The sequence below is a fragment of the Nocardia sp. JW2 genome, assembly GCF_051843015.1.
In the GTDB taxonomy this organism is placed as follows: Bacteria; Actinomycetota; Actinomycetes; order Mycobacteriales; family Mycobacteriaceae; genus Nocardia; species Nocardia coubleae.
The window spans coordinates 28,630-53,384 of record NZ_JBPXLK010000008.1 but is presented as its reverse complement, the minus strand read 5'-3'; the positions used below and the strand labels follow the sequence as shown (position 1 = coordinate 53,384).

At 67.8% G+C, this 24,755-nt stretch carries 19 protein-coding genes; 12 read left to right on the top strand and 7 right to left on the bottom strand.

The features are described 5' to 3' along the window. Window positions 1-5: 5 nt before the first annotated feature. From ACSVDM_RS13720 to ACSVDM_RS13705, 4 genes are read right to left on the bottom strand one after another with little or no spacing between them, the layout of a single operon-like run. Window positions 6-1,301: a protoporphyrinogen/coproporphyrinogen oxidase gene (locus ACSVDM_RS13720; protein WP_439265199.1), complete on the bottom strand. Its 1,296-nt coding sequence runs from the start codon at window positions 1,299-1,301 to the stop codon at window positions 6-8. Beyond that, window positions 1,298-2,284 carry an AfsA-related hotdog domain-containing protein gene (locus ACSVDM_RS13715; protein ID WP_181699726.1) on the bottom strand — a complete coding sequence of 329 codons (987 nt, stop codon included), beginning with the start codon at window positions 2,282-2,284 and terminating at the stop codon, window positions 1,298-1,300. Before ACSVDM_RS13715 ends, ACSVDM_RS13720 begins: the two co-directional genes overlap by 4 nt. Continuing rightward, on the bottom strand, window positions 2,281-5,415 hold the full coding sequence (locus ACSVDM_RS13710; protein ID WP_439265197.1) for a type I polyketide synthase: 3,135 nt from the start codon (window positions 5,413-5,415) through the stop codon (window positions 2,281-2,283). The genes ACSVDM_RS13715 and ACSVDM_RS13710 overlap by 4 nt, the downstream gene beginning before the upstream one ends. Window positions 5,416-5,438: 23 nt before the next feature. Further along, a complete protein-coding gene (locus tag ACSVDM_RS13705) occupies window positions 5,439-11,882 on the bottom strand; it encodes a type I polyketide synthase (protein WP_439265195.1) in 6,444 nt (2,147 codons plus the stop codon). 231 nt (window positions 11,883-12,113) lie between these two features. Between ACSVDM_RS13705 and ACSVDM_RS13700 the strand changes: the two genes are divergently transcribed. The 4 genes from ACSVDM_RS13700 to ACSVDM_RS13685 all read left to right on the top strand — a co-directional run bounded on the left by ACSVDM_RS13700 (window position 12,114) and on the right by ACSVDM_RS13685 (window position 16,911). Continuing rightward, on the top strand, window positions 12,114-13,010 hold the full coding sequence (locus ACSVDM_RS13700) for an oxidoreductase (protein ID WP_439265193.1): 897 nt from the start codon (window positions 12,114-12,116) through the stop codon (window positions 13,008-13,010). Next, the gene (locus ACSVDM_RS13695; RefSeq protein ID WP_439265191.1) at window positions 13,000-14,208 is read left to right on the top strand and encodes a lipase family protein; all 1,209 of its coding nucleotides are present in this window, start codon (window positions 13,000-13,002) and stop codon (window positions 14,206-14,208) included. Before ACSVDM_RS13700 ends, ACSVDM_RS13695 begins: the two co-directional genes overlap by 11 nt. 30 nt (window positions 14,209-14,238) lie before the next feature. Beyond that, the gene (locus tag ACSVDM_RS13690; RefSeq protein ID WP_378668904.1) at window positions 14,239-15,432 is read left to right on the top strand and encodes a lipase family protein; all 1,194 of its coding nucleotides are present in this window, start codon (window positions 14,239-14,241) and stop codon (window positions 15,430-15,432) included. Between the two features lie 243 nt (window positions 15,433-15,675). Continuing rightward, entirely contained in the window at window positions 15,676-16,911 is a 1,236-nt protein-coding gene (locus tag ACSVDM_RS13685; RefSeq protein ID WP_378668903.1) for a PucR family transcriptional regulator, read from the top strand. A 284-nt stretch (window positions 16,912-17,195) separates the two neighbouring features. On the opposite strand, the gene ACSVDM_RS13680 is transcribed toward ACSVDM_RS13685, so the two are convergent. Then, entirely contained in the window at window positions 17,196-17,918 is a 723-nt protein-coding gene (locus tag ACSVDM_RS13680) for a VIT1/CCC1 transporter family protein (RefSeq protein ID WP_357143682.1), read from the bottom strand. Between the two features lie 76 nt (window positions 17,919-17,994). Here ACSVDM_RS13680 and ACSVDM_RS13675 point away from each other — a divergent pair, with 76 nt between their 5' ends. The 5 genes from ACSVDM_RS13675 to ACSVDM_RS13655 all read left to right on the top strand — a co-directional run bounded on the left by ACSVDM_RS13675 (window position 17,995) and on the right by ACSVDM_RS13655 (window position 20,902). Beyond that, window positions 17,995-18,564, top strand: coding sequence for a hypothetical protein (locus ACSVDM_RS13675; protein ID WP_439265188.1), 570 nt, complete (start codon window positions 17,995-17,997; stop codon window positions 18,562-18,564). A 135-nt stretch (window positions 18,565-18,699) separates the two neighbouring features. Beyond that, window positions 18,700-19,230, top strand: coding sequence for a hypothetical protein (locus ACSVDM_RS13670; RefSeq protein WP_439265186.1), 531 nt, complete (start codon window positions 18,700-18,702; stop codon window positions 19,228-19,230). 108 nt (window positions 19,231-19,338) lie between these two features. Then, entirely contained in the window at window positions 19,339-19,644 is a 306-nt protein-coding gene (locus ACSVDM_RS13665) for a hypothetical protein (protein WP_439265184.1), read from the top strand. Continuing rightward, on the top strand, window positions 19,634-20,020 hold the full coding sequence (locus ACSVDM_RS13660; protein WP_439265182.1) for a hypothetical protein: 387 nt from the start codon (window positions 19,634-19,636) through the stop codon (window positions 20,018-20,020). The genes ACSVDM_RS13665 and ACSVDM_RS13660 overlap by 11 nt, the downstream gene beginning before the upstream one ends. Before the next feature lie 78 nt (window positions 20,021-20,098). Continuing rightward, entirely contained in the window at window positions 20,099-20,902 is an 804-nt protein-coding gene (locus ACSVDM_RS13655; RefSeq protein WP_439265180.1) for a HEAT repeat domain-containing protein, read from the top strand. 48 nt (window positions 20,903-20,950) lie between these two features. Here the strand turns inward: ACSVDM_RS13655 and ACSVDM_RS13650 are convergent, their stop codons facing one another. After that, the gene (locus tag ACSVDM_RS13650) at window positions 20,951-21,547 is read right to left on the bottom strand and encodes a TetR/AcrR family transcriptional regulator (RefSeq protein ID WP_439265178.1); all 597 of its coding nucleotides are present in this window, start codon (window positions 21,545-21,547) and stop codon (window positions 20,951-20,953) included. 69 nt (window positions 21,548-21,616) lie between these two features. Between ACSVDM_RS13650 and ACSVDM_RS13645 the strand changes: the two genes are divergently transcribed. Beyond that, window positions 21,617-22,378, top strand: a complete 762-nt coding sequence (locus ACSVDM_RS13645) for a 3-hydroxyacyl-CoA dehydrogenase (protein WP_357143695.1) — start codon at window positions 21,617-21,619, stop codon at window positions 22,376-22,378. A 410-nt stretch (window positions 22,379-22,788) separates the two neighbouring features. Next, complete coding sequence (locus tag ACSVDM_RS13640) at window positions 22,789-23,160, top strand: YybH family protein (protein ID WP_439265176.1); 372 nt, start codon at window positions 22,789-22,791, stop codon at window positions 23,158-23,160. Between the two features lie 27 nt (window positions 23,161-23,187). Here the strand turns inward: ACSVDM_RS13640 and ACSVDM_RS13635 are convergent, their stop codons facing one another. Continuing rightward, window positions 23,188-23,529: a hypothetical protein gene (locus ACSVDM_RS13635; RefSeq protein WP_067489284.1), complete on the bottom strand. Its 342-nt coding sequence runs from the start codon at window positions 23,527-23,529 to the stop codon at window positions 23,188-23,190. A 236-nt stretch (window positions 23,530-23,765) separates the two neighbouring features. Here ACSVDM_RS13635 and ACSVDM_RS13630 point away from each other — a divergent pair, with 236 nt between their 5' ends. Then, window positions 23,766-24,701, top strand: coding sequence for an alpha/beta hydrolase (locus ACSVDM_RS13630; RefSeq protein WP_067488653.1), 936 nt, complete (start codon window positions 23,766-23,768; stop codon window positions 24,699-24,701). The last annotated feature ends 54 nt before the right edge of the window (window positions 24,702-24,755 follow it).

Genomic DNA, 24,755 nt, shown 5'->3' with positions numbered 1-24,755 from the left:
CCCGCCTACCGCGTCGTCAGGGCACTGGCCGCGTCGACCCCGGATCGGTAACAGGCTTCGAGTTGGGCGCCGAGCAGATAGTCACCGGCCAGTTGCAGTCCTGGGACGGCGCGCAGCTGTTCGCGCAGCCCGCCGCGGAATCCGGCGTGGTCGGGTAGGTAAGCGCAGTGGGCTGCTGACCAGCTGCGGGTTTCGGTGCGTAGTCGCTCGATGGTCGGGCCGCCGAGCAGGCCGCACACCTTGGCCTCGGCGTCGTCGACCCACCGCGCCAGTTGTGCTGGGTCGGGCAGCGGCCGCGCCTCGCGTCCGCTGAAGGTGTAGCGGACGATATCGAGATCGTTGACGCCGTAGACCCCTGCCGCACTGCATGGCCCGGAATCGAACGCGATCGATCGCACGGTACTGCTGAACAATGGTCGCGCGTACTGCACCACCGCGACCGTCGAAGGATAATAGGTGACCTCGCCCAACATCTTGCCGAGTGCGGGAGCAAGCTCGCCCAGCAGCCGTGCGGACGCGTGCGCAGGGGTCGCGAGGACCACACCGTCATAGCCGGAAAACGTGGTCCTACCGTCGTTTTCCATGGTTTCCAGCCCGACCACCCGGCCTTCACGCAGCACCACGCGTTCGACTCGCGTGTGGAGGCGAACCGGTACCTGGCCGGCGAACCAGTCCAGCACCGGTTGCATTCCGTCGACGAGTTGGTCGTAGCGATCCTGCACCATGCCCAGGCTCACCCCGAAAGCGCCGAGATACACCTCGTCCGGCTCTGCGGCATTGAGCCGTACGGTCAACGGGCGCAGGACGGTACGGCTGAACTGTTGACCGAATCGAGTGCTGAAGGCGGCGCTGTCTTCGGCAGTGCCCAGGCGACCGAAGTAGTCGGAGTCGAGGTAACGGTTGCGTTCGTCGAATCGTACGCGCGCACCGTAGTAGAGCATGCGGGCCGCGTCGATGGGCGATCCGGTGCGCAGGAGATGGCGGAGGAAGCCGGCGATGCCCGGGTTGTCGAGCGTCACCAGCCGACCGTCGACGACCTGGGAGCTGTTGATCCCGAACGGCTCGTACGCACGTTCGCCGGATGCGGTGATGAACGCGCGCAGCTCGTGGTAGCGACGGCCGATATTTTTGCCGCCCAGCATGATCGGAGTCCCACCGAGCGTGCCGAAACCGCAGCGTCCACCGAGCGTCGAGTCCTGCTCGAGCAGTTCCACGGTGTGACCGGCGCGGTGCAGGGCGAACGCGGCGCCGATGCCGGACAGGCCGCCTCCGACGACCGCGAACTTCTGTGGCGTGCTCATGATCGGTTGTGCTCCTGTTCCGGCGGCACGGGGTAGGGCGCCAGTTCGACGAGCGCGACAGCGATCCGGGCGCCGCGCTGGTGCAGGGTGACCTCGACGCCGATGCCGTCGAGTCCGGTGTCGGCAGTGGTGGTGGTGCAGGTGATGGGCGCGTCCAGTTCGGCGAAATCGGTGAAATGGGCCTCGACGCCGAGCACTGCGGCCGCCGGCGAATCGAGCAGTCCGGCCTCGCTCGCGGCCAAGACGGCCGCCTGCCGGAAGACCTCGAGCAACAGCGGACCCGGGACGTGGTCGTACTGGTGGTCGAAGAAGCTGGGATGACTCCGGTCGACTACGACGACCAGCTCGGGCGTTGGGGTCCGGCCGAGGACGACGTTGCGTGGGTCGCGGCGCCCGACGAGCTCAGGTGGGAGCGGCCGCACCGGATCCGGTGCAGGCTCGGCAGCTTGTGCGCGGTTGCGGCGTTGCAGTTCGCGGAACTCGTCGTAGTCCTCACGGGGGAAGGTGATCCCGCTGCCCGACAACGTCATCGCCAGCGCACCGTCGACGGTGAAGATAGCATCGAAGGGCACGTCCTGGTAGTAATCGCGCCCGGTGGCCAGGGCGCCCGGACGTACCCGCACGAGCCCCTCCAGCGGGTAGCGTTCGCTGTCGCGGAACGCGCTGAGGTCTTCCACCATGAATGCCATGCGCTGCAAGCTCGCCGGGGCGTCGGCGGGCACACCGAGGTGACGTTGCCCGACGACGAGAAGTGCTTGGCGCACGGCCTCGACGGCGCAGAGAGGGTCGTGGTAGGCGACCAGTCGATCGAACCACAGCGAATGTGCGCGCGGAATCTGTACCGCGGCAAGGAATTCGGAGCCGCCGACAACGGCCGTATCGGCGACATAGACCTCGGCGAGACCTCGTCGATGCGCCAGTGCGGCGGGGACGAGTTGTTCGAAGCCGAGCGTGCCGCGCACCGGCCACAGGGGACTTGTCACGCGAGTACCGCCTCGTGAGCAGGGACCGTACTCCAGATGCGTTCGGCGAGCAGCACGCCGAGCATCCTCGGTGTCGGATGGGTGAAGAGATCTTCGAGCGAAAGATGCACTGCGGCGGCGGTGTTGATACGGCTGCGCAACTCCAGGATCGACAACGACGTCAGCCCGAGCGTGAGTACGGTCGCGTCCAGGTCGAGCTCGTCTTCGGCGCGGTCGACGAGGATTTCGCGGATCTGCTCGACCACCAGGCGCGTCGCGAAGTCTGTGCGCTGATTCTCGGGGACGGTCGGCAAGTCCGGGCGCCCGGGTCCGGGAGTTCTCGTGAGCGCGTCGTGACGGCCGAGGGCGCTTTGTCCCGCGATGTCGGCGCCGGCCGCGCCGATCATGCGTTCGAGCTCGGAGCTGTCGGTGTCGACCCAGTAGCGGCGATGCTGGAACGGGTAGGTCGGCAGGTCGACTGTGGACGCGTCACCATCCCCGCACAGTGCCTCCCATCCGACCTCGGCGCCGGAAACCCATGCCGTGCCGAGGGCTTTCACCACCGAGGAAGCTTCACTGGTGCCGGGTCGCAGCATCGGCACGGCGGTGCAGCCGGTGTCTGCGAGCACCTCGTAGACGAGTCCGGCGAGCGTGTCACCAGCGCCGAGCTCGAGATAGGTGACGACACCGGCGTCGTTCAGGTGCAACACACTGTCGTGGAAGCGCACCGGCTCACGGGCCTGACGGACCCAGTGGTCAATCGAAGTGAGCTGCCCTGGTTCGGCCGCGGTCCCTGTCGACGTGGAGATCAACGGGATGCGCGGCTCGTGGAGCTGGACCGTCGCGAGGACCGCGCGGAACTCGTCGACGATCGCGGCGACGTGGGGTGAATGGAACCCGCGGTCCACGGCGAGCGGGGTGACGCGACGCCCGCGGGTGCGCCACTGTCGGCCGAGGTCCCCGACCGCGGCGATATCGCCTGCCAGCACGGTGGCGTTGGGTCCGTTGGCCGCCGCGATCGACACCTCGTGCTCCCGTCCGGCGATCGAGGCCAGCACCTCGGCGTAGGACGCTCGCACGGACACCATCGCTCCCGGCGCCATCCGTTGCATCAGTCTGCCGCGTGCCGCGACCACGGTGACCGCGTCTGCCAGCGACAACACCCCGGCTACGTGCGCCGCCGAAAGCTCTCCGATGGAGTGCCCGACGACGTAATCCGGTGTCGTCCCCCAGGATTCGAGCAGACGGAACAGCGCGACCTGGAGTGCGAACACCGCAGGTTGGGTGTAGTCGGTGCGGGGGAGCAGGTCCTCGCCGTCGAACAGCACCGCGCGCAGCGAGCACTCCAGGTGAGTGTCGAAACCGGCGCACACCGTGTCGAACGCCGCCGCGAACACCGGGAAGGTGTCGTAGAGTTCACGGCCACTACCCGCGAGCTGTCCGCCCTGGCCGGAGAACATCATCGCCAGTTTCCCGCTGGGGGAGCGGCGGGCGATGACCGCCGGACCGCCGGTGCGCTCACCCGCGACCACGGCAAGACCGTCCAGCAGGCCTTCTCGGCTGTCTGCCACGACGACGGCGCGGTGGTCGAATCTCGCCCGGGTGGTCGCCAGCGAGTACGCGATGTCGGTGATGTCGTGGCCGGAGTCGGTCACGGCCGCGCGTAACCGAGCCGCCTGCTCCCGCAGGGCACCCGCGGTGCGAGCTGACAGCAGCCACGGCACGACCGCCGGTTCCACCCGTGCCGAAACGGTCTGTACTGCTACGGGTTCTGGTGCCTGTTCGACGATCAGATGGACGTTGGTGCCGCTGATGCCGAAGGAGGAGACCCCGGCTCGGCGCGCGTGTCCGGTGCTCGGCCAGGGGTGTGGCCGCAGCGCGAGCCGGATCCGGTCCCCGTTCCAGTCGGCGTGTGGGGTCGGTGCGTCGACATGCAGGGTGGGTGGGACGACGCCGTGCCGGATCGCCTGCACCATCTTGATCAGCCCGGCCACCCCGGCCGCCGACTGGGTGTGTCCCATATTGGATTTCACCGAACCGAGCAGCAGTGGTGGCGCACCGTCACGCTCGCCGTAGGTGGCGAGGAGGGCTTGGGCCTCCACCGGGTCACCCAGGACGGTGCCGGTTCCGTGCCCTTCGACCACGTCGACCTCGGCGGCGCCGACCCCGGCGTTCGACAACGCCGCCCGGATCACGCGCTGTTGCGCGGTTCCGCGCGGCGCGGTGAGGCCGTTGGACGCGCCGTCGCTGTTCACCGCGGACCCGCGCAGCACAGCCAGGATCCGGTGGCCCTCCAGCTGGGCGTCTGAAAGGCGTTCCAGCACAACGAAGCCGACACCCTCGCCCCACGCGGTGCCGTCCGCGCCTGCGGCGAAGGATTTGCACCTGCCGTTCGGTGCCAGCGCACGTTGACGTGAGAACAGCGCGAACGGCATCGGTGTCGACATCACCGTGACACCCCCGGCCAGGGCCATCGCGCATTCCCGCAGCCGCAACGATTGCATCGCCTGGTGGATCGCGACCGCCGAGGACGAACAGGCCGTGTCGACGGTCACCGCAGGCCCTTCCAGCCCCAGTAGATAGGCCACCCGGCCCGCCGCCATCGAGGCGTGGTTGCCGGTGAAGTAGTAGGTCTCGGCGCCGTCCCAGGCCTGACTGGCACCGAATCCGTATCCCTGGTCGCTGAAGCCGACGAAGACGCCGGTATCGCTGCCGCGCAACGACATCGGGTCCACGCGAGCATGCTCTACCGATTCCCAGGCCAGCTCGAGCAGCAGGCGTTGCTGCGGGTCCATCGCTTCGGCCTCGCGCGGACTGATCCCGAAGAACCCGGCGTCGAATTCGCCCGCCTCGGTCAGGAAACCACCTTCGCGCACAGAGGATTTGGCGAACTTGTCGGGGTCGGGATCGTAGAACGCGTCGATGTCCCAGCCCCGGTCGGCCGGGAAGTCCGAGATCAGGTCGCGCCCGTCGAGCAGTGCATGCCACAGGTCGTCCGGTGAGTCGATTCCGCCGGGGAACCGGCACGACATGCCGACGATCGCGACCGGTTCCGTTGTTCGTGCCCGCTCGTCGGCGAGCTCCTGACGAGTCTGCTGCAATTGCCGGGTGGCGCGCTTGAGATACGCGCGCAGTTCCGCTTCGTTGGCCATCGGATCCTCGCTTTCTCCTCGGCTCAGACCGAGCGAACCTGATCGATCAGGTCGAACAGGGCGTCGTCGTCGGCGCCGTCGATGTTGTCGACCACGCTGTGCGCGCCGCCGCGTAGGGTGCGCGCGAGCACCTCGATCCGGTCGAGCAGTTCACCGACCCGGTCCTGCGGCAGGTCCACGCCCGCCCACCCTGCGGCGAGCGCGTCGAGCTGCGCGGCGATCCGTTCGACCGGGTCGTCCAGCGGCGCGATCTCGGTGCGCAGGTACTCGGCCAGTGCCGCGGCATTGGGGTAGTCGAAGACGATGGTCGTGCGCAGCCGCACGCCGGTGGCCGCTTCGAGGCGGTTGCGGAATTCCACGGCGCCCAGCGAGTCGAAACCCAGATCGGTGAAGGCGGTGTCGGCCGGCACCGCCTCCGCCGAGACGTGCCCGAGCACCGCCGCGGCGTGTGCACGGATCACGCCGAGCACCACCCGCTCCTGTTCGGCGGCGTCCAGACCGGACAGGCTCGTGACCAGGGCCGCCGATTCGTCGGACCCCCCGCCGGCCGCGCGGCGCGGACCGCGTGGCAGTGACCTAAGCATCGCGGGCAACTCGTCGTCACCGACCGAGCCGAGCGCGGTGAGGTCGAGCCGCGCGGGCACCGCCAGCGCTCTGCCGGTCGCCAGCGCGCTGTCGAACAGCGCCAGCCCGTCGTCGTCGGTGAGCGGCACGAGGCCGTCCCGGCGCATCCGGCGCAGATCCCGTTCGGTGAGGTGGCCGGTGATTCCGGTGCCGCGCTCCCACAACCCCCACGCGAGGGCGGTGGCGGGCAGGCCATGGTGTCTGCGGTGCTGGGCCAGCGCGTCGAGGAAGCCGTTGGCCGCGGCATAGTTCGCTTGACCGGGATTGCCGAGCAGCCCCGCGATCGAGGAGTACATGACGAACATCGACAGAGGTCGGCCCTCGGTCACCTCGTGCAATAGCCAGGCCGCATCGGCCTTCGGGCCGAACACCTTCGCGAGGTGCTCGGGGGTCTGAGCGGCGAACAACGCGTCGTCGACGACGCCGGCGGTGTGCACCACCGCGGTCAGCGGATGCGCTGGGGGGATCGCGGCGATCAGGGCGGTGAGCGCGTCGCGGTCGCTCACATCGCACGCGGTGATGTCGACGTGGGCGCCGAGCGCGGACAGTTCGGCGGCGAGTTCGGCGGCGCCGTCGGCGTCGGGGCCACGACGGCTGGTCAACAGCAGGCGCCGCGCGCCGTACCCGGACACCAGGTGACGGGCGGCCAGTGCGCCGAGTCCGCCGGTGCCGCCCGTCACGAGGACTGTGCCGTCACGGTCGAGTGGGATGGGCACCGTCAGCACGTACTTGCCGATGTGGCGGGCCTGGCTGAGCTGACGGAATGCTTCGGGCGCTCGCCGCACATCCCAGGGGGTCACCGGAAGCGGCCGCAGGACACCGGATTCGAACAGGGTGTGTAGTTCGGTCAGGATCTCGCGCAGGCGGTCGGGTCCAGCATCCATCAGCAGGAAGTTGCGGTACCGGACGCCGGGGTGGGTGAGGGTGATCTCGTCGGCGTCCCGCAGGTCGGTCAGGCCCATCTCGATGAACCGGCCACCGCGCGGCAGCAGGTCGAGCGAGGCGTCCACCTTGTCGCCCGCCAGCGAATCGAGGACGACGTCGACGCCGCGCCCGCCGGTCGCTTCGAGGAATTTGTCCTTGAACTCGGTGGTACGGGTGCTGGCGATTCGGTCGTCGGTGAAACCGTTCGCGCGCAACGCATTCCACTTGCCTGGGCTGGCGGTGACATACAGGTCAAGTCCGAGATGCCGGGCGAGCTGCACCGCGGCCATACCGACACCACCGGTGGCGGCGTGGATGAGCAGCGACTCTCCCGCTCGCGCTTCGGCCAGATCGACCAGCGAATAGTACGCGGTGGCGAACACGATGGGTGCGGCCGCCGCCTGCTGGAAGGACCAGCCGGTCGGCATCGGAACCACGGTGCGCCGATCGGCCACCGCCGTCGCGCCGATGCCGGTGAAGATGCCCATCACCGCGTCGCCGACTGCGAAATCGGTGACATCGGGACCGATCTCGACAACCACACCCGCCCCCTCGCCACCGATCGCGGTATCGGGGATCGGATACATCCCGAGCACGATCAGCACATCACGGAAGTTGACGCCCGCCGCCCGTACCGCGATCCGCAGCTGGCCGGGCTCGAGCGGCACGCTCTCGGGCCGGGCGGCCAGCACCATGTTGTCGCCATGCAGCGTGCCGCGCCCACGGTCGACGAGCTGCCATCGACCCTCATGAAGCGCCTCGGCGGACCCGACCGTGTCTGCCCCGGCGCGAACCAGACGTGGTGCCTGTAGTTCGCCGTGCCGGATGGCCAGCTGCGGCTCGGTAGTCGATCCGGCGGCCAGGCGTGCGGCATCCCGGTAGCCGTCGGGGTCGTCGAGATCCAGCAGCGCGATCCGGCCCGGGTGTTCGTTCTGCGCGGTGCGCAGCAGGCCCCACACCGCGGCACCGACCAGGTCGTCGACGTCCTCGGCGCCGTGGACCGCGACCGCGCCGCTGGTGACGAAGACGATCAGTGCCCCGGAGAATTCGTCGTCGAGGAGCAGGGCGCGCACCGCGGTCTGCACATTGCTCACCTGCTCGGCGACCGGCTGGGATCGGTCGGCCGGATCGAGCCGGACGACGACCAGCTCGCTACCCGCACAGTGCTCGACCACAATACCGCGCGCCGTGTCCACGGGGGCCCAGTTGCCTTGGGCTGCAACGGGTTCGGGTGCCGCAACGCCGACCCAGTTCACTTCGTGGAGTCCGCCGTCCGAGGCCGGGCGTCGGCCCAGTGCTGCCGAGGGGATCGCGCGCAAGGCCAGCGATTGGGCGGTGGCCACCGGCTTGCCCGCCGTGTCGCTGACCTCGAGACGGATCCGGTCGGTACCGACCGGTGTGAGACGAACACGCAGCGATGACGCGCCCACCGCGTGCAGTGCGACGCCTTCCCACGCGAACGGCAGCTTCACCGCACCGGACTCGGTGGGCCCGACTGTGCCCGTCGCGATCAGCGCGTGCAGTGCGGCATCGAGCAGCGCCGGGTGCAGGCCGAAGTCGGTGGCGTCGGCAGCGGCTGATTCGGGCAGGGCCACTTCGGCGAGCACCTCCTCGCCGTGCCGCCAGATCCGGCCGAGACCGCGGAAAGCCGACCCATATTCGTAGCCTGCGGTCGCCATCGCGTCGTACGGGTCGTGCGTGGTGACCAGGACCGCGCCGACGGGCGGCCACGGCCCCTTCGTCTCCGAAGCCAGGGCTTCCGCCGGTTGCAGCGTGCCGGTGGCGTGCCCGGTCCACGGCAGTTCTTGCGCCGATGTCGTGCGAGGACGAGAGGATACGGTGAGCGTCCGATGCCCGGACTGCTCTGCCGGTCCGACCTGCACTTGCACGTCCACCGCCCCGTTATCGGGAATCACGAGCGGGGATTCCAGGACGAGTTCACCGACCACCGGGCATTGCACCGATCGGCCCGCGTACCAGGCGAGTTCGATGAATGCGGTACCTGGAAGGAGCACCGATCCGGCGATCCGGTGCCCGGACAACCACGGGTGGGTGCGCACGGACAGCTGCCCGGTGAGCAGCAGCCCGCCGTCGGCGGCGAGACCGACTTGCGCCCCGAGCAGCGGATGCTCGGCGTCGTCGAGCCCGGCGCCGCGGACATTCCCGCGCTCGCCCACCTCGAGCCAGAACCGGTCGCGTTGGAAGGCGTAGGTGGGCAGATCCACCGGGCGGGCGCCTGCGCCGTCGAACAGTGTGGTCAGGTCCAGTGCTGCGCCCTGGCAGTGCAGCGCGGCCAACCCCGCCACGAACGCGAGATCACCGGCGATACCTGGGCGCTGCAACGCGACCGCCGTGAGCGCCGTGTCGTCGTCGGCGATCTCGTGCACCATCGCCGTCAGTGCGGCGCCCGGTCCCATCTCGGCGAAACAACTCACGCCACCCTGTTCCCGGGCCCACCGCACCGCGTCCAGATAGCGGACCGGTTCGCGTAGATGGCTCACCCAGTGCTCGGGGGAGCACAACTGTGCCGCCTCGGCCACCTTGCCGGTGAGCGCCGAGATCACCGGGACAGTCGGTGGGTGGTAGGTCAACCCTCGACAGACCGCGGCGAATTCGGGGAGGACGGCGTCCATGTGTGGCGAGTGGAACGCGTGGCTCACCCGCAGCCGGGTGGTGCGGATACCGTCGGCGGCCAACTGAGCCGCGATAGCGGACACCGCAGCCTCCGCACCCGAAACCACCACCGACGCAGGCCCGTTCACCGCCGCAACACCGACATCGTCGTAGCGGCGGACCAGGTCGGCGACGGTCTCCGGATCCGCGGCGACCGCCACCATCGCACCGCCTACCGGAGCGGACTGCATGAGCCTGCCCCGCGTGGCCACCAAGGCGCAGGCATCGGCCAGAGACCAGACCTCGGCGACATAGGCCGCAGTGATCTCGCCGATGGAGTGCCCCATGACGAAAGCCGGTCGTAGCCCCCATGATTCGGCCAGCCGGTACATCGCTACCTCGGTGGCGAACAGTGCCATCTGCGCGACCTCGGTGTTGTCGAGCGCCGCACCGGAGTCTTCGGTGAGTACCAGTTCGCGCACCGGAATCGCGCAGTAGTTGCCGAATTCGGCGCAAACGGCGTCGAACGCCGCGCGGTAGGCCGCGTAGCCGTCGTACAGTTCCCGTCCCATCCCCGTCCGCTGGGTGCCCTGGCCGGGGAACATCACCGCGGACACTGCCGCATGGGCGCTGCCGCGCACCACATTCCGCGTGTCGGCGCCCCGCGCGACCGCCCGCAGCCCCTCGATCAATTCCTCGTGGTTCCGCCCGGCGATGACCGCTCGGTGCTCGAACCGGGCTCGCGTGTCGAGCAGCGACAACCCGATATCGACGGGCTCGACCGCAGGGTCCGTCGCGAGCTGGTCGAGCAAGGCAGCGGCTTGGGCGGCAACGGCATCCGCGGACCGAGCGGTGACCACCCACGGAACCACCGGCGGCGGGACGACATCCCGTGCCGGCTGGACCGGGTACTCACCCTGTTCGATCACCACATGGGCGTTGGTGCCGCTGATGCCGAACGACGACACCGCGGCGCGCGGCGGACGACCCGTCGCAGGCCACGGCCGGACCTCGGTCACCAACCGGACTGCCCCCGACGACCAGTCCGCATGTGGGGTCGGTTCGTCGACATTCAACGTCGGCGGCACCGTGCCGTGCCGCATCGCCATCACCATCTTGATCAACCCGCCTACTCCCGCGGCGGCCTGCGTGTGCCCCATATTCGACTTGAGCGACCCGAGCAGCAGCGCGTGCTCGTCGTCGCGTTCCGCGCCGTAGGTCGCGAGCAACGCCTCCGCCTCGATCGGATCACCGAGGCGCGTGCCGGTTCCGTGCGCCTCGACCACATCCACCTCGTCGGTGCGCAGACCCGCGTCCGCCAGCGCCGCGCGGATCACCCGCTGCTGCGATCGTCCGTTCGGTGCGGTGAGACCGTTGGACGCACCGTCGGAGTTCACCGCCGTACCGCGGACCAGCCCCAGGATCCGGTGCCCGTTCCTGCGGGCCTCGGATGCCCGCTCGAGCAATAGCATCCCGACACCCTCGCCCCACGCGGTGCCGTCCGCACCCGCCGCGAAGGATTTGCATCGACCGTCGGCCGCCAGCGCCCGCTGGGCGGAGAACGCGACGAACGCCGCGGGGGTGGTCATCACGGTGACACCGCCGGCCAGCGCCAGCGTCGTCTCACCGGCGCGCAGCGACCGCACGGCCTGATGGATCGCGACCAGCGACGACGAGCAGGCTGTATCGACCGTGACAGCGGGACCCTCCAAGCCGAGGACATAGGCCACCCGCCCCGAGGCGATGCTCGAGGCCTGCCCGGTCATCAGGAAGTTCTCGATGCGCTCGCGCACCCGGTCGTCGAGATCGCGCGAAGACGGGCCCTGCACATCCGGCATGAGGCCGACATACACACCGGTGTCGCTTCCGCGCACCGTGGTCGGGTCGATGCCCGCCCGTTCGAAGGTCTCCCACGCGGTCTCGAGTATCAAGCGCTGCTGCGGGTCCATCGCCAGTGCTTCGCGCGGGCTGATACCGAAGAAGTTCGCGTCGAACGCGGTGGCGCCCGCGACGAAGCCACCCGTGCGCACATACGATTTGCCCGCGACCCCTGATTCGGGATCGAACAGCCCCGCCACATCCCAGCCCCGATCGGTCGGCCATTCGGTCACCAGGTCACGCCCATCCAGCACCGCCTGCCACAGCTGCTCGGGCGAACTGATCCCACCCGGATACCGGCACGCCATTCCGACAATGGCAATCGGTTCACACGCCTGCGCTTCGATCTCGTCGAGGCGCGTCCGGGTGGTCTGCAATTCCCGGATCGCCTTCTTCATGTATGTGCGCAGTTCGTCTTCGCGGGCCATTGAGCAGGACTCCTCGGTGGGCGGAATGTGACAGAAACGAGTAGTGCAGCGGGATCGGGCATTCTGCCGGCGATCTACTCGGCAACACTCACGGCCTCACGCTACGACAACCGGGCCCGAATCAGCCGCGCCGCGAACGGCTTTGGGAAACGACCAACGGTCCGGCCGTGGTCCCTGACATTTTCCAAACGTATTGCCACGGCTTTGTCGGGATTCGTAAGGTCATGCGCCATGGTCAGAACTCCCGAACCGGTACCGGATCAACACGGCAGGCGATTCGTTGTCACCGGCGCCAACGGTGGCCTCGGTGCGATCGTGACGCGCACCCTCGCCGACCGTGGTGCAACGGTGGTCATGGCGTGTCGCGACCTGGAAAGGGGGCGTGCGGTCGCCGACCGGATAGCGGGCGATGTCACCGTGGCCGCCCTCGACCTGGCCGATCTGGCCGATGTGCGGCGGTTCGCACAGGAATGCGGCGAATTCGACGTCCTCGTCAACAATGCCGGGTTGATGAACGTACCGTTCGCCCGCACCGTCGATGGATTCGAAATGCAGTTCGGAGTCAACCACCTCGGACATTTCGCACTCACCGGCCTTCTGCTGGACAAGGTGCGGGACCGGATCGTGTCCTTGTCGAGTATTTCGCACGGCTGGACGAAATCACTCCCACTCGACGATCTGCGTTTCGAACGGCGCCGATACCATCGTTCGACTGCCTATGCCGAATCGAAACTGTCGACGCTGATATTCGGCCGTGAATTGCAGCGCAGACTTCGCGAAACCGGGTCGACGCTGCGCTCCTACGCCGTGCACCCCGGCGTGGCCCCGACCGGGCTCGTCGCCAGGACACAGACTCCGCTCGACTACGTCGCCGAGCCCTTCATCCGGCTGGTCGGCCAATCCCGCACCGCCGCCGCGCAATCCACGCTCTACGCTGCCACCGCACCGGCGGCCGACCCCGACATCTACTGGGGTCCGACCAGGTTGTTCAACACCCGCGGACCGGTCGGTGCGTGCCCGTCGAGCGCGCTGTCGCGAGATCGCACCCTGTGGCAGCAGTTGTGGACGGCGTCCGAACAAGCGACCGGAGTTCGCTACCCCACAGCGGCGGTGACGCATGGGGATTAGCGTTCGCGCCCTTGCCTTTGCGGCGGTGATCGGTGTGTGCGCGGCGTCGGGAACACATTCCGCGTCCGGATCGCCGCCGGTGTATCCGATCCCGGACCCCGACCCGTTCTACGCCGCACCCGCCGACATCGCCGCCGCCGACCCTGGTGCGGTGCTCGCGGTCCGCGTGCAGGAACCGCTGCCGTATTTTCCCACGGCCACCGTCACCTTGGTGAAGTTCCGTTCTGCCGACTCACACGGCCGCCCGATCGCGGCGACCACCACGATCCTCACACCCCGCGACCATCGCCCCGGCGCGCCACTGCTGTCCTATCAGCACATCATCAACGGCCTCGGCACCCAGTGCGCGGTCTCGCGCGCGCTCTACGCCTACGATCCCAATCTGCTCTATCGTGCTGTGCCGCTGCTGAACACGATGCTGTTGCGTGGCTGGAGCATCGCTCTACCCGATCATCTCGGTCCGAATGCCGCCTACGGTGCGGCCAGGCTCGGCGGACAGCTCACCCTCGACGGCATCCGCGCCGCGACCAGGGTCCCCGAACTCGGACTCGCGGACAGCCCGGCCGCCCTGCTCGGCTACTCCGGCGGTGGGATGGCCACCGGCTGGGCAGCCGCGCTCGCCCCGCGGTACGCACCCGAACTCCGCCTGGTCGGCGCCGCGCAGGGCGGTGTGCCGATGAACATCACCACCATGGCCCGCACGCTCGGCCTCGCACCGCACCCCATGTTCGGACTGGCGATGGCCGCTGCGCTCGGGCTCGAACGCGAATATCCCGACCGCCTCCCGATCAGCGCGCAACTCAACGACACCGGATTGGCTGTCCGCGACGCGATGGCCAACGGCTGCACCGTCGAAGTGATCGCCGCCGGTGCCATGCACAGCGCCGCCGACCTCGCGTCCACCGTCTCGCTGATCGACGACCCGCGCGTCTGGGAAGTGAGCGACGCGAACAGCCTCGAATTGTTCGACGGCGTGCCGACGATGCCCGTTTTCGAATGGCACACCCCGATCGATCCGCTGATCCCCGTCGACGCCATCGATCGCACCACCCGGCGCTACTGCGCAGCCGGCACACCGGTGCGCTCGGAGCTCTATCCGAGCCCCGACCACCTGGCCACCGCGGTGCTCGGCTTCCCGTCCGCGGTCGACTGGCTCGACGCTCGGTTCCGCGGTGAGCCCGCGCCGAGCAACTGCTGACCCAACTCTCCCAAAGATCGAGGATCGACCATGCGCCGCATCTGGCCGGCCGTACTGGCTGTGCTGTTCTATGCCGTCACCGCGAGTGTCTTCGCCCCGGTAACGACCTCCGAGCCGCGATATCCCACCCCGGAAGCCGACCCGTTCTTCACAGCACCGCCCGATATCGGCGATTTCGCTCCCGGTGATGTGGTGCGGCAACGGAAATTCGACCTGGGCCCGTACCAGGGCACCGACATCTGGCACGTCGCCTTCCGCTCGACCAACTCCTCGGGCGACCCGATCATGGGCGTCACCACGGTACTGATCCCGACGGGCGTGCCGAATCCGCCGCTGGTCTCGTATCAGGCGCTGATCAATTCGCTCGGCACCAAATGCAATCCTTCTCACTCGCTCGTCAACGACGAAACTCCGGACGCGTTCGGCGCGGCGCTGCCGCTGGCACGCGGCTGGGCCGTCGCCCTGCCGGACTACCTCGGCCCGAATGTCGCCTATGGGGCCGCCAAACTCAGCGGCATGGTGACCCTCGACAGCGTGCGCGCACTCCAGCGCGCCCCTGAACTCGGCCTGGGCCAGTCCCCGATCGCCCTGGCCGGCTACTCGGGCGGAGGACTGGCGACGGCTTGGGCCGCCGCCATGCAGCCGACCTACGCACCCGAGCTCACCCTTGCCGGCGTCGCCGCGGGCGGTATTCCCGCCGACCTCGAACAGATGGCCCTCGGCATCGGTTTCGGGAACCACCCCGGCTTCGGCCTCGCCTGGGCAGCGGCGATGGGCTTGGAACGCGAATACCCGCAGCGGCTGCCCATTTCCGACCAGCTCAACGCCGAGGGCCGGTGGTTCCGCGACTTCACCGCCGACGAATGCCGCCGTTTCCTGCTGTTCCACGGCGTGCTCCGCAGCGCCGAACAACTCGCGGCGACGAAGTCCCTGATGGACGATCCCGAAGCGCGCGCGGTGCTGCGGGAGAACAGTTTGCGGCACTACCCGGGCCTTCCCCAGACCCCTACGATGCTCTGGCAAGGTGAATTCGACGCACTCACCCCCTTCGACGCCGTCGCCGACGTCGCCGGGCGCTACTGCGCGGCAGGGGTAGCGCTCACGTTCTCCCGGTACCAGATCGCCGAGCACATGACGACCGCGGTGGCGGGTCTGCCCGAAGCCTGGAACTTCATCGAGGCCCGATTTCGCGGCGAACCCGCGCCGACCCGCTGTCGAGCATGATCGGCAGCAACCAGCGGGAGCCCTAGGGAAGAGCAACAAATACATCCGGTGTCCTCCTGTGACGTTCTCCAGCCGACGTCGCGTAGGCACATCGTGACCGTGCGGCTTTGGCTATACCTACAGATCTGATCTCCACCGCTTGGCCGAACGAGTTCGTCGCCGTGCAACCGCAGAGGACCAGCGGGCTTTGCTCAGGCTTCGAGGCCGCACTGTGGAGCCGAGTCCGGGCGAAGGGAAAAACAGATGTCCGTCGACAATCTCTCCAGGGAATCGCTGACCATCTCCGGCAAACCGGCATCGTCTCCACTCAAGGATGTCCGCAATCTTTCCCGGCAGATGGTCGGTCATTTCGTCGCCAACGTCATCCCGTGCGGCACCCTGCCCGGCGAGGCCATCAGAGGCGATGTCACCACCATCACCCGCATCTGCCTGGAATTCGCCGTCGGAATGCTGGACGGCCGTGATATTCCGGGCCAACTGCAGCGTTTGCAGGACGCGGCAGGTGGTTGGGCCCGCGAAGGAATTCCGATCGACACGATCCACCACTCGATCGCCGAGGGCTTCAAGATGGGCCTGGATCTTGTGGTGTCGAGCGCCTCGGTGAAGGATTACGACAGCCTCATCGACGGGGCGAAAATGGTGATCGAGATGCTCGACACGATCACCGCCCAGGTGTCCCTCGCCTATGTGCGTGAATTGCGTAGCGTCATCAGCGAACATCACACCGCGGTGCACACACTCACCTCGGCGCTGCTCGGCGGGCACAGCACCTCCACAATGGCCCGGGAATGCGGCATCGCCATCGCCGAGCAATACGCCGTGCTCGCCTTGTCATTCCCGCCGCATGCCCAGGAGACCATTCCCGCTCTCGATCAGAAGGTCGTGGCCCGGCGCAAATTGCGTCGTGTGCAAGCCGAATTGGCGAAACGCTGCGGCGATTCGGCGCTGTCATTGCTCAGCGTCGACGGCGGCACAGTACTCATCCCGGCCGGCACCTTCGACCGCGACGGGTGGGCAGCCCTCGTCGCCGAACTCTCCGGAGCCGCGCAGGTCGGAATCACCGCAGCCCTTGTCGAAACCAGCACCATCGGCATCCCCGATGCCGCCGACCAAGCCCACGAACTCCTCGATATGGTCCAACGCCTCGACGTCACCCCCGGGCTCTACCGCTTCGACGAACTCGCCCTCGAATACCAGCTGACCCGCCCCGGACCCGGCCGCGAATTCCTCGGCTCACTGCTGAACCCCTTGGAGCCGTTCCCCGAACTCCTCGAAACCCTGCAACGCCATATAGGCAACAACCTCAACCGCCAACGCACCGCGCGCATCCTGCACGTGCACACCAACACCGTCGACTACCGGCTCAAGCGCATCGGCCAACTCACCGGCTTCGACCCCACCCAACCCGTCGGCCTGTGGTACATGCGTTCTGCCCTCGTCGCCCGCAGCTACCGCGCCACGGCGGCTGGTCAACGGTGACCGGTAGCTGGTCCGCCAGCCGCGTTCGTTTGTCCCAGACGTTCTTCTACACCGCGCCACCGCCGAGCGCGAGTACGGCGGCGCGTGAGGACTATGCCGAAACACGCACTGATGATCGCGATTGTCAGCACATCGTGGTGGACGAGAACCTGCCGGTGAACATCCGCGCTCTTGGAGTCCCGGTGTGGCCCGGTGCCGGATATCCGCCGATGAACCTCGAGTACGGACCTGTGCTGACGCGACGGTCACCCGTGACACTCGACCTCCGCCCGACCCCTGACCGCTCAGCCGCCGAGGGTGTCGGTGAGCGTGCCGATCGCGTAGGTCACTGCCATGGCCAGTGCGCCGCCGACAACGACTCGTAGCACTGCTCTGCCTCGCGCGCTTCCGCCGAGTCGCGCGCTCAGCGACCCGGTGAGCGCGAGCGCTACGAGTACTGCCACGAAGGTCACCGGCACTCGCCACTGTGCCGGTGGCAGCACGATCGCCAGTAGCGGGAGCAGCGCTCCGCAGGTGAACGCGATCGCCGAGGAGCCTGCGGCGGCCCATGGATTGGTGAGTTCGCTCGGGTCGAGTTTGAGTTCGGCTTCGGCGTGGGCGGTGAAGGCGTCGTGGGCGGTCAGTTCCTCGGCTACCTTGCGCGCGGTCGCCGGGCTCAGGCCCTTGGCCTGGTAGATCTCGGTGAGCTCGGCCAGTTCGTAGTCGGGGAAGTCGGCCAGTTCCCGCCGTTCCTTGGCCAGCAGCGCCTTCTCCGAATCGCGTTGAGTGCTCACCGATACGTACTCACCGGCCGCCATGGAGATCGCGCCCGCGACGAGTCCGGCCACGCCCGCGGCGAGGATGGTCGTGCTGTCGTTCGTCGTCGCCGCGACACCGACCACCAGTCCGGCGGTGGAGACGATGCCGTCGTTGGCGCCGAGTACCCCGGCGCGCAGCCAGTTCAGCCGGGAGGCGAGGCCCTCGGCATGCGGTTCGTGCGGGTGGGTGTCGGTCGGCGAGTCCTGCACCCGATCAGCCTAAACGAGCTCGTCGCACCGCTGGTTCACGAAGACCTCGACGTGGCCGATGTCTAGGCTGTCGAGCATGACGAAGTCGGGGGTGGCGTCGGAGGCGGTCGAGATATCGCGAACATGGCGGTACGTCATGTGCGCGACAACTGTGGCGTCGTGCTTCGGGATCGCGGTGTTGCTGTTCGAGGTGGTCACCGACTTCACCTTGATGGCTCTGCTGCTGGCGGGTGCTGTGCTGCTCGCGGCTGGGGTGGCGTGGATGGTTCTCGCCCCGATCGGTTGCGCGAAGTACCGCGAGTATCGGGCTGTCGTGACCGCTCCGCTCGTGGTGGGAATCGGTGTAGCACTGGTATTTTCGGGAGTACCGGACCGGCTCGCCTGGTGGTTGTCCGAAGATTCGTTCACGCGTGCCGCGCAGGCGTGCGCCAAGGGTGGGGCGACCTGGTTCGGTGTGATGCACGTCGACAACGTCTATCCGTACGACGGCGGGTGCATTTTCGCGATCTACCCCACCGACGGCGGTGTCGCCTACTTCGCTCCCGGATCGACACCGCCGAGCGGACCGCCGCGCCCCTATGAACACGTGTACGAGCGCTTCGCCCCGAACTGGTACCGCTTCAGCACACCGATCGTGCACGACTGACTTCCTCCGCTGCCTGTCCACGGGAATTCTGCTGAGCCTCCGAGGATCTCGGGTGCTCGGTAGGGTCCGGGCGTGGCGACGATACGAGAGCTTCAACGGCACGACTGGCGAGGTTCGAGGCCGTGGTCGAGGCGATTGACGATCACCGCATGCGTCGCAGGCCTCGTCGTCGGCGTCGTCTCTGTCGTGGAAGCCACGTCGCCCGATCCGATGGTGTGGTCGGCCGGATGGGTTGTTCTGGTAGGGCTTTCGATCTGGTGGGTGTATCTGGTCATCGGGTACGCGCCGACAACAACTGGCGGTTTGATGCTGGTCGCGGTCCAGCCACTGCTGGTCTTCTGCGGGTTCGTGGGTGAGGTCAACAACCTTCCCGAGCGGATCGCGTGGCGCGTCTCGGCAGACGCGATGACTGCCACGGCCCAGGTCTGCGAGCCTGCTGGAGATCCGCGGTGGATCGGCACGTTCCGAGTCGATGCGGTGCGTCGCGACAGCGACGGAGCGTGCGCCTTCGCCATCGGACAACGAAGCGACACCGACGGCCTCGCGTACTTCGCGCCGGGAACGAACCCACCCGATGACACACAGCAGCGCAAGGCCCACACCTATTACCAGCCGTTCGACGGCAACTGGTTCCGGTACGAGTTCGCGCCTGGATACATCGACTGAACGGATAGTGCTGGGCCGCAGCACAAGTCGATATCGACCCAGGTCACGGGCAAAGGGGCACGGCCATCCGCGCGGCGGCTGTCACCGGATGTGGTTAGAGTCCGTGGCGTGTCTGTGAATGTCGGTGTCTTCGTGGAAATCTCCGGGTTGCGCGACGATCGGGAGCAGGTGGGGATGACCACGTTGTTGACCGAGGTCGTGCGGGCGGAGCGGTTGGACGACGAAGTGTTCGTCAGTATGCGGGGCGAGGGGGACGACCTTGCCGTGTGCGCCGATTCCGGCGACCACAAGGTGATCTTCGCCGGGTTCTTCCGGTGGCAGGCCGATTTCGAGCGGCGGCTCGCAGCGCGGGCGACGCAGCTGGTGCCGCATGCGCGGGTGCGTTTCGGGTGGGAGCACGAAGATGATTTCTGATCCACGCATCGACGGCCCATGGGCCGACCAGCTCCCCGACCCGGTGCCGGTGGTGCATCGAGACCTCGAGGTGCGCGTCGGCGGCTGGGACTTGACGACGCTCACTCGTGAGCACCTCCAGTACTGGGTGGGCTGTATCCCTCTGCAGTTCGGCAACACCTTCATGGTCGTGTCGCGCAAGGATCAGCCAGGGTTCATCCAGACCTACCGCAACGGCGCCGACGACTACGACCTCGAATTGTCGGACGCACCCCCCGAGGTCAGGCGCACTGTCATCCGGGACGAGGCACAACTCGTCGAGATCCTGTGGGCCTGGCTCGAAGGAGATCGCGAAACGGTCGACGCCCTGGATTGGGGTCCTCTCGAGCAACCGTGACAGACGGACTGACGAGCAAGGGGTTCGCGAGATACGCGTGGTGGTCAGGTGGGGCTTGCCACCGGGTACCGTTGGGCGGTGAACCCAGCCGACGCGCGACTCCTCAAAGACGGTGACCTCGATACTCGCGAGGAGAACCTGCGGCAGCTGCTGCTGCGAACCGAGGAGGGTGACGCATCGGCGGCGGAAACTCTGCGTGCGCTCGTGCGTGACTATCCCGACTATCACCGGTCGCTGTACAGCCGGGCGCTGAACCGGGCTGAACTCTTCGGCGACGACACTCTGCGCGAGCCACTGCTCGCCTCCCTGGCCGACACCCGCTACAACTGCCAGGCGTGGGCGGCGATGGGCTGTGCTGCCCTCGGCTTCCACGACGCGGTCCCGGGCTTGGTCGCCATGCTGGATCACTCGCAGGACATCGCCCGCGACCAGGCGATCATCGCGCTGGGTGTGCTCGGCGACGAGTCGGTGGTTCCGGCCCTCGTGCCCCTGCTGAGGGACTCGAACAGCGGAATGCGCGAGCGTGCCGCCGAAGCCCTCGGCATGATCGGTGGCGACGCGGCGCTGGCCGCCCTCTGGGACGAATTGGAGAACCGCCGCTACTACCGCATCGGCTACATCGCCAGCGCACTGTCCGAGTTCGCCCCGGACATCATTCCGCGACTGATCGAAGCGGCGGCGAGCGTGGACCCCGACCAGCGCTACTGGGCGGCCGTCGCCCTCGGCTCGACCGGTGACGACCGCGCGGTGCCGACACTGGAACGGCTGATGGCCACCGACCGCGGCTCGACAGTGTTCGACGGCATGGTGAGTGTGGCCGCGAAGAAGGGCCTGCGCACACTGCGCCGCATCCAGGCCGCGATCGCCGCCCGCGAATCCTGATCGACCGGCACCTCGGCGCCGGTCCCGCACGATTCTCCCGCGAGCAGGTCAGCCCCGCGGCAAGTGCGGGTCCATCCAGCGCAGCATCCGATCCACCGAATCCGCGCAGTCACCGTGCGCCCCCGACTCCGCCCATTCGATCAGCGCGGCGAAGGTAGCGGACTGGTAGGCGGTCGCCATGGCCCGGCAGATGGCGGCGGGGGAGTTGGGCAGCCGATCGGCGAGGTAGGCCGAGAGCGTATCGATCCACGGTCGATAGATCCGCGGAGCGGTCGCGGCCAGTTCCGGCTCCGACGAGATCAGCCGCAGCCAATCCGGCGCCAGCTCCTGGATCCGTGGATCGCGCGACACCGATTCGACGATCGCGGTCCTGACCACCACCGCGGGCGCCTCCTCGGCGGCGGCCCCGGCGAGGGTCGCACGCAGCCGCTCCGTCGCCGGAGCGACACCGATCCAGGCGATATCGGATCGGGACGAGAAGTGCCGCAACAGGGTTCGTGTGCTCACGCCCGTGGCCTCGGCGAGCTCGTTCCAGCCGGTGGTGGCGAACCCGCGCTCGGTCCACAACCGCAGCGCACCGGCGGACACGGCCGCGGTGTCCAGCACGGAGGGGCGGCCGGGACGGCGAGCGGCTGGCTGGGTCACGGCGAAAGCCAAACAGTTTTGGCGAAGTGTGTCAATATCGGTGGGCCGTCACCGAAACAGGAGAAAAGTATGGATTTCGTCAACTCGTCCGCGATCGTCACGGGCGGCGCGTCGGGCCTCGGCTTGGCGACCGTGCAGGAACTGCACGCCAAGGGCGCCAAGGTCGTCATCGTCGACCTGCCCTCGTCCAACGGCGCGGCCATCGCCAAGGAACTCGGCGAGGGTGCGGCCTTCGCGGCCGCGGATGTGACCGATGAATCGGCGGTTGTCGCGGCGCTCGACATCGCCGAATCGCTGGCCCCGCTGCGCATCGCCGTGAACTGCGCCGGAATCGGCAACGCGATCAAGACGGTCGGCAAGAAGGGTGCCTTCCCGCTCGCCGACTTCACCAAGGTGATCAACGTGAACCTCGTCGGCACCTTCAATGTGATCCGGCTGGCCGCCGAACGCATGTCGGCCACCGAACCCGTCGGTGAGGAGCGCGGCGTCATCATCAACACCGCCTCGGTCGCCGCCTACGACGGCCAGATCGGCCAGGCCGCCTACTCGGCGTCCAAGGGCGGCATCGTCGGCCTGACCCTGCCGGTCGCACGCGACCTGGCGAGCTTCAAGATCCGCGTCGTCACCATCGCGCCCGGCCTGTTCCGCACGCCGCTGTTCGAAACGCTGCCCGAGGAGGCCCTGCAGTCCCTCGGCGCCCAGGTCCCGCACCCCTCCCGCCTCGGTCAGCCGGCCGAGTTCGCCGCACTGGCCCGCCACATCGTGGAGAACCCGATGCTCAACGGCGAAACCATCCGCCTCGACGGCGCCATCCGCATGGCCCCGCGCTGAGTCGGACTGTGCCGCAAGGCACCCGGCCGCGACGTCTGCGTGGCCGGATGCGGTTCGCCTCGACGTTGTTCAGCGAAGTGCGTTGTCATCTGTCCGTTATCACAACGTTGTGCACTCGAAGCCGGTTGCTATGGTGAGGACGCAAGAGTGTTCGTTCGGATGAAGGAAGACAATGGGAAGCACTGTCCTCGACGTCATCGCTTTGGTGACGAACCGCGCTGCGGAGTTCTGGAACTGGATGGCGACCGGATCGTCGGGGTTCCCGCCGCTGTGATCGGCTGATACACCATATTTGTCTACGAAACCTCCGAAGGCCCTTGGGTTTTCGGGGGTTTCGTGGTTTCCGGAGCGGGTTTGTGTCGTACCCCGGCGCTACCGTTGGCGCACAACCCGAGTCGAGGAGGGTGACGATGACCGACAGTATCGAGGGTGCCAGGGAACGGGCGAGGCGCCCGGAGGATCTGAGCAGACTGGTGGTCGAACGGTTGAACGCCGGCGATGTGGACGGCCTGGTCGAGCTGTACGAGAGCGACGCGGTGCTCGCGTTGCCCGACGGTGTTGTCGCCACCGGGATCGAGGAGATCAGGGCCGCCTACGCCCGGCTCGTCGCCGACCGTCCGGTGTTCCAGCCGGGCCCGCAGGCACCGGCATTACGCGCGGGCGACCTCGCGCTCACGTCCTCCCGACTGCCCAGCGGTACGGGGGCGACCGTCGAAGTGGCGCGCAGGCAGCCCGACGGGACGTGGCGCTGGATCCTCGATCAACCCAACGTGCTCGGATGAGCGTGGCGCACAACCATTTCCGGTGCGTCAGTTCTGGTTCAGGCCGGTGGAAAGCACGACGACGACCTTCTCGTCGGTGACCTCGCTGACGCGCACGTCCATCCCTTGCGCGGGCTGGGATTCCCCGGCGGGCACGGTCACTTCCTGACCGCCGATGCGCAGGGTGACGATGTTGCCGTTCACGGCGACGAGTTCGGCGTCGATGCCGAGTACCGAAGCCTTGGCGTTCACGCCTCGGTCGAAGGTCACGGTGCAACCGCTGACGGTGCATTCGGAGGTGGTTCCCGGCCCGGTGACGGTGCAGGCGGTGGCGGAGAGGGGGAGCAGCAGGGCGAACGCGAGGAGCGTGATCCGCCGTCGAACAGACATGCGATGAGTGTAATCGGGAATCGATGACCTGATGCGCAGTCTCTGCCGCCTGCTGGCCCGGTTCGATCGAATCCGAAGCGGGAGGGTAGCTGTGCCTCGATGCTCCGGTCGTCGACATCGGGTCAGAGTGGGATGGATTCTTCCTAGGCACTGTTCTGCCCTTCTAACGCTGCTGAAGCGGCCGTAGCTTCTAGTTATAGCCAGTGAGTAGCTAGCGAATGGGAGAAGGAAAGGTCATGGCAGACAACATCAAGACAGTGGCGGTCAAGGGCTGGGCCTGGGACATCGCGACCGATATCTACTTCCCGCCGGGGTTCGACGAGTCGAAGGTGTATCCCACCATCGTCTCCGCTCACCCGACCGGCAGCTGCAAGGCGCAGACCTCAGGCAACATCTACGGCAAGGCGCTGGCCGAGGCCGGCTTCGTCGTCGCCGCGTTCGACGCCAGCTTCCAGGGTGACAGCGGTGGCGATCCGCGCTCGGTCGAGGATCCGGGCTTCCGGACCAGCGACTTCAGCTTCGTGATCGACCATCTGGTGAGCCTGCCGTACGTCGACGCCGAGAACATCGGCGTGCTCGCGATCTGCGGTGGCGCGGGTTACGCAGTGGCCGCCACCAAGATCGACCGCCGGATCAAGGCGCTGGGCACCGTGGTCGGCAGCAACGTCGGCCGGCTGATGCGTGAGGGCTTCTCGGAGTACAACCCGATGGGCATGCTCGAGGCCATCGCCGCGCAGCGCACCGCGGAGGCACGCGGCGCGGCCCAGGTGATCAACGATCTGCTGCCGCCGTCGGTCGACGCGGCCAAGCAGGCGGGCGTCAACGATATCGATGTGCTCGAAGCCACCGACTACTACAAGACCGATCGTGGTCAGGCCCCCGGTGGCAAGACCAGCTTCAACTTCGGTCGCCAGGCCGCCCTCGCCGACTGGGATGCTTATGACCGCGTAGAGGTCTTCCTGACCCAGCCGCTGTGTGTCGTCATCGGCGACAAGCCCGGCGCCTTCGCGTCGCAGCGGTTGAGCATGGAGCTCTACGGTCGTGCCGCGTCGAAGGACAAGCAGCTCGTCGTGGTCGAGGGTGCCTCGCACTACGACCTGTACGACCAGCCCGGCCCCACCGGCGAAGCGCTGGAGAGCCTGGTGCCGTTCTTCCACAAGAACCTGGGCTGATCCAGCTCGACACGAAGCCAGGGCCACCTGACACCGGTGGCCCTGGCTTCGTTC

Coding starts and splice junctions, on each gene's coding strand:
- ACSVDM_RS13720 (WP_439265199.1), bottom strand. CDS start 1,301: ATGAGCACGCCACAGAAGTTCGCGGTCGTCGGAGGCGGCCTGTCCGGC.
- ACSVDM_RS13710 (WP_439265197.1), bottom strand. CDS start 5,415: ATGGCCAACGAAGCGGAACTGCGCGCGTATCTCAAGCGCGCCACCCGG.
- ACSVDM_RS13705 (WP_439265195.1), bottom strand. CDS start 11,882: ATGGCCCGCGAAGACGAACTGCGCACATACATGAAGAAGGCGATCCGG.
- ACSVDM_RS13700 (WP_439265193.1), top strand. CDS start 12,114: ATGGTCAGAACTCCCGAACCGGTACCGGATCAACACGGCAGGCGATTC.
- ACSVDM_RS13695 (WP_439265191.1), top strand. CDS start 13,000: ATGGGGATTAGCGTTCGCGCCCTTGCCTTTGCGGCGGTGATCGGTGTG.
- ACSVDM_RS13690 (WP_378668904.1), top strand. CDS start 14,239: ATGCGCCGCATCTGGCCGGCCGTACTGGCTGTGCTGTTCTATGCCGTC.
- ACSVDM_RS13685 (WP_378668903.1), top strand. CDS start 15,676: ATGTCCGTCGACAATCTCTCCAGGGAATCGCTGACCATCTCCGGCAAA.
- ACSVDM_RS13675 (WP_439265188.1), top strand. CDS start 17,995: ATGACGAAGTCGGGGGTGGCGTCGGAGGCGGTCGAGATATCGCGAACA.
- ACSVDM_RS13660 (WP_439265182.1), top strand. CDS start 19,634: ATGATTTCTGATCCACGCATCGACGGCCCATGGGCCGACCAGCTCCCC.
- ACSVDM_RS13645 (WP_357143695.1), top strand. CDS start 21,617: ATGGATTTCGTCAACTCGTCCGCGATCGTCACGGGCGGCGCGTCGGGC.
- ACSVDM_RS13640 (WP_439265176.1), top strand. CDS start 22,789: ATGACCGACAGTATCGAGGGTGCCAGGGAACGGGCGAGGCGCCCGGAG.
- ACSVDM_RS13635 (WP_067489284.1), bottom strand. CDS start 23,529: ATGTCTGTTCGACGGCGGATCACGCTCCTCGCGTTCGCCCTGCTGCTC.
- ACSVDM_RS13630 (WP_067488653.1), top strand. CDS start 23,766: ATGGCAGACAACATCAAGACAGTGGCGGTCAAGGGCTGGGCCTGGGAC.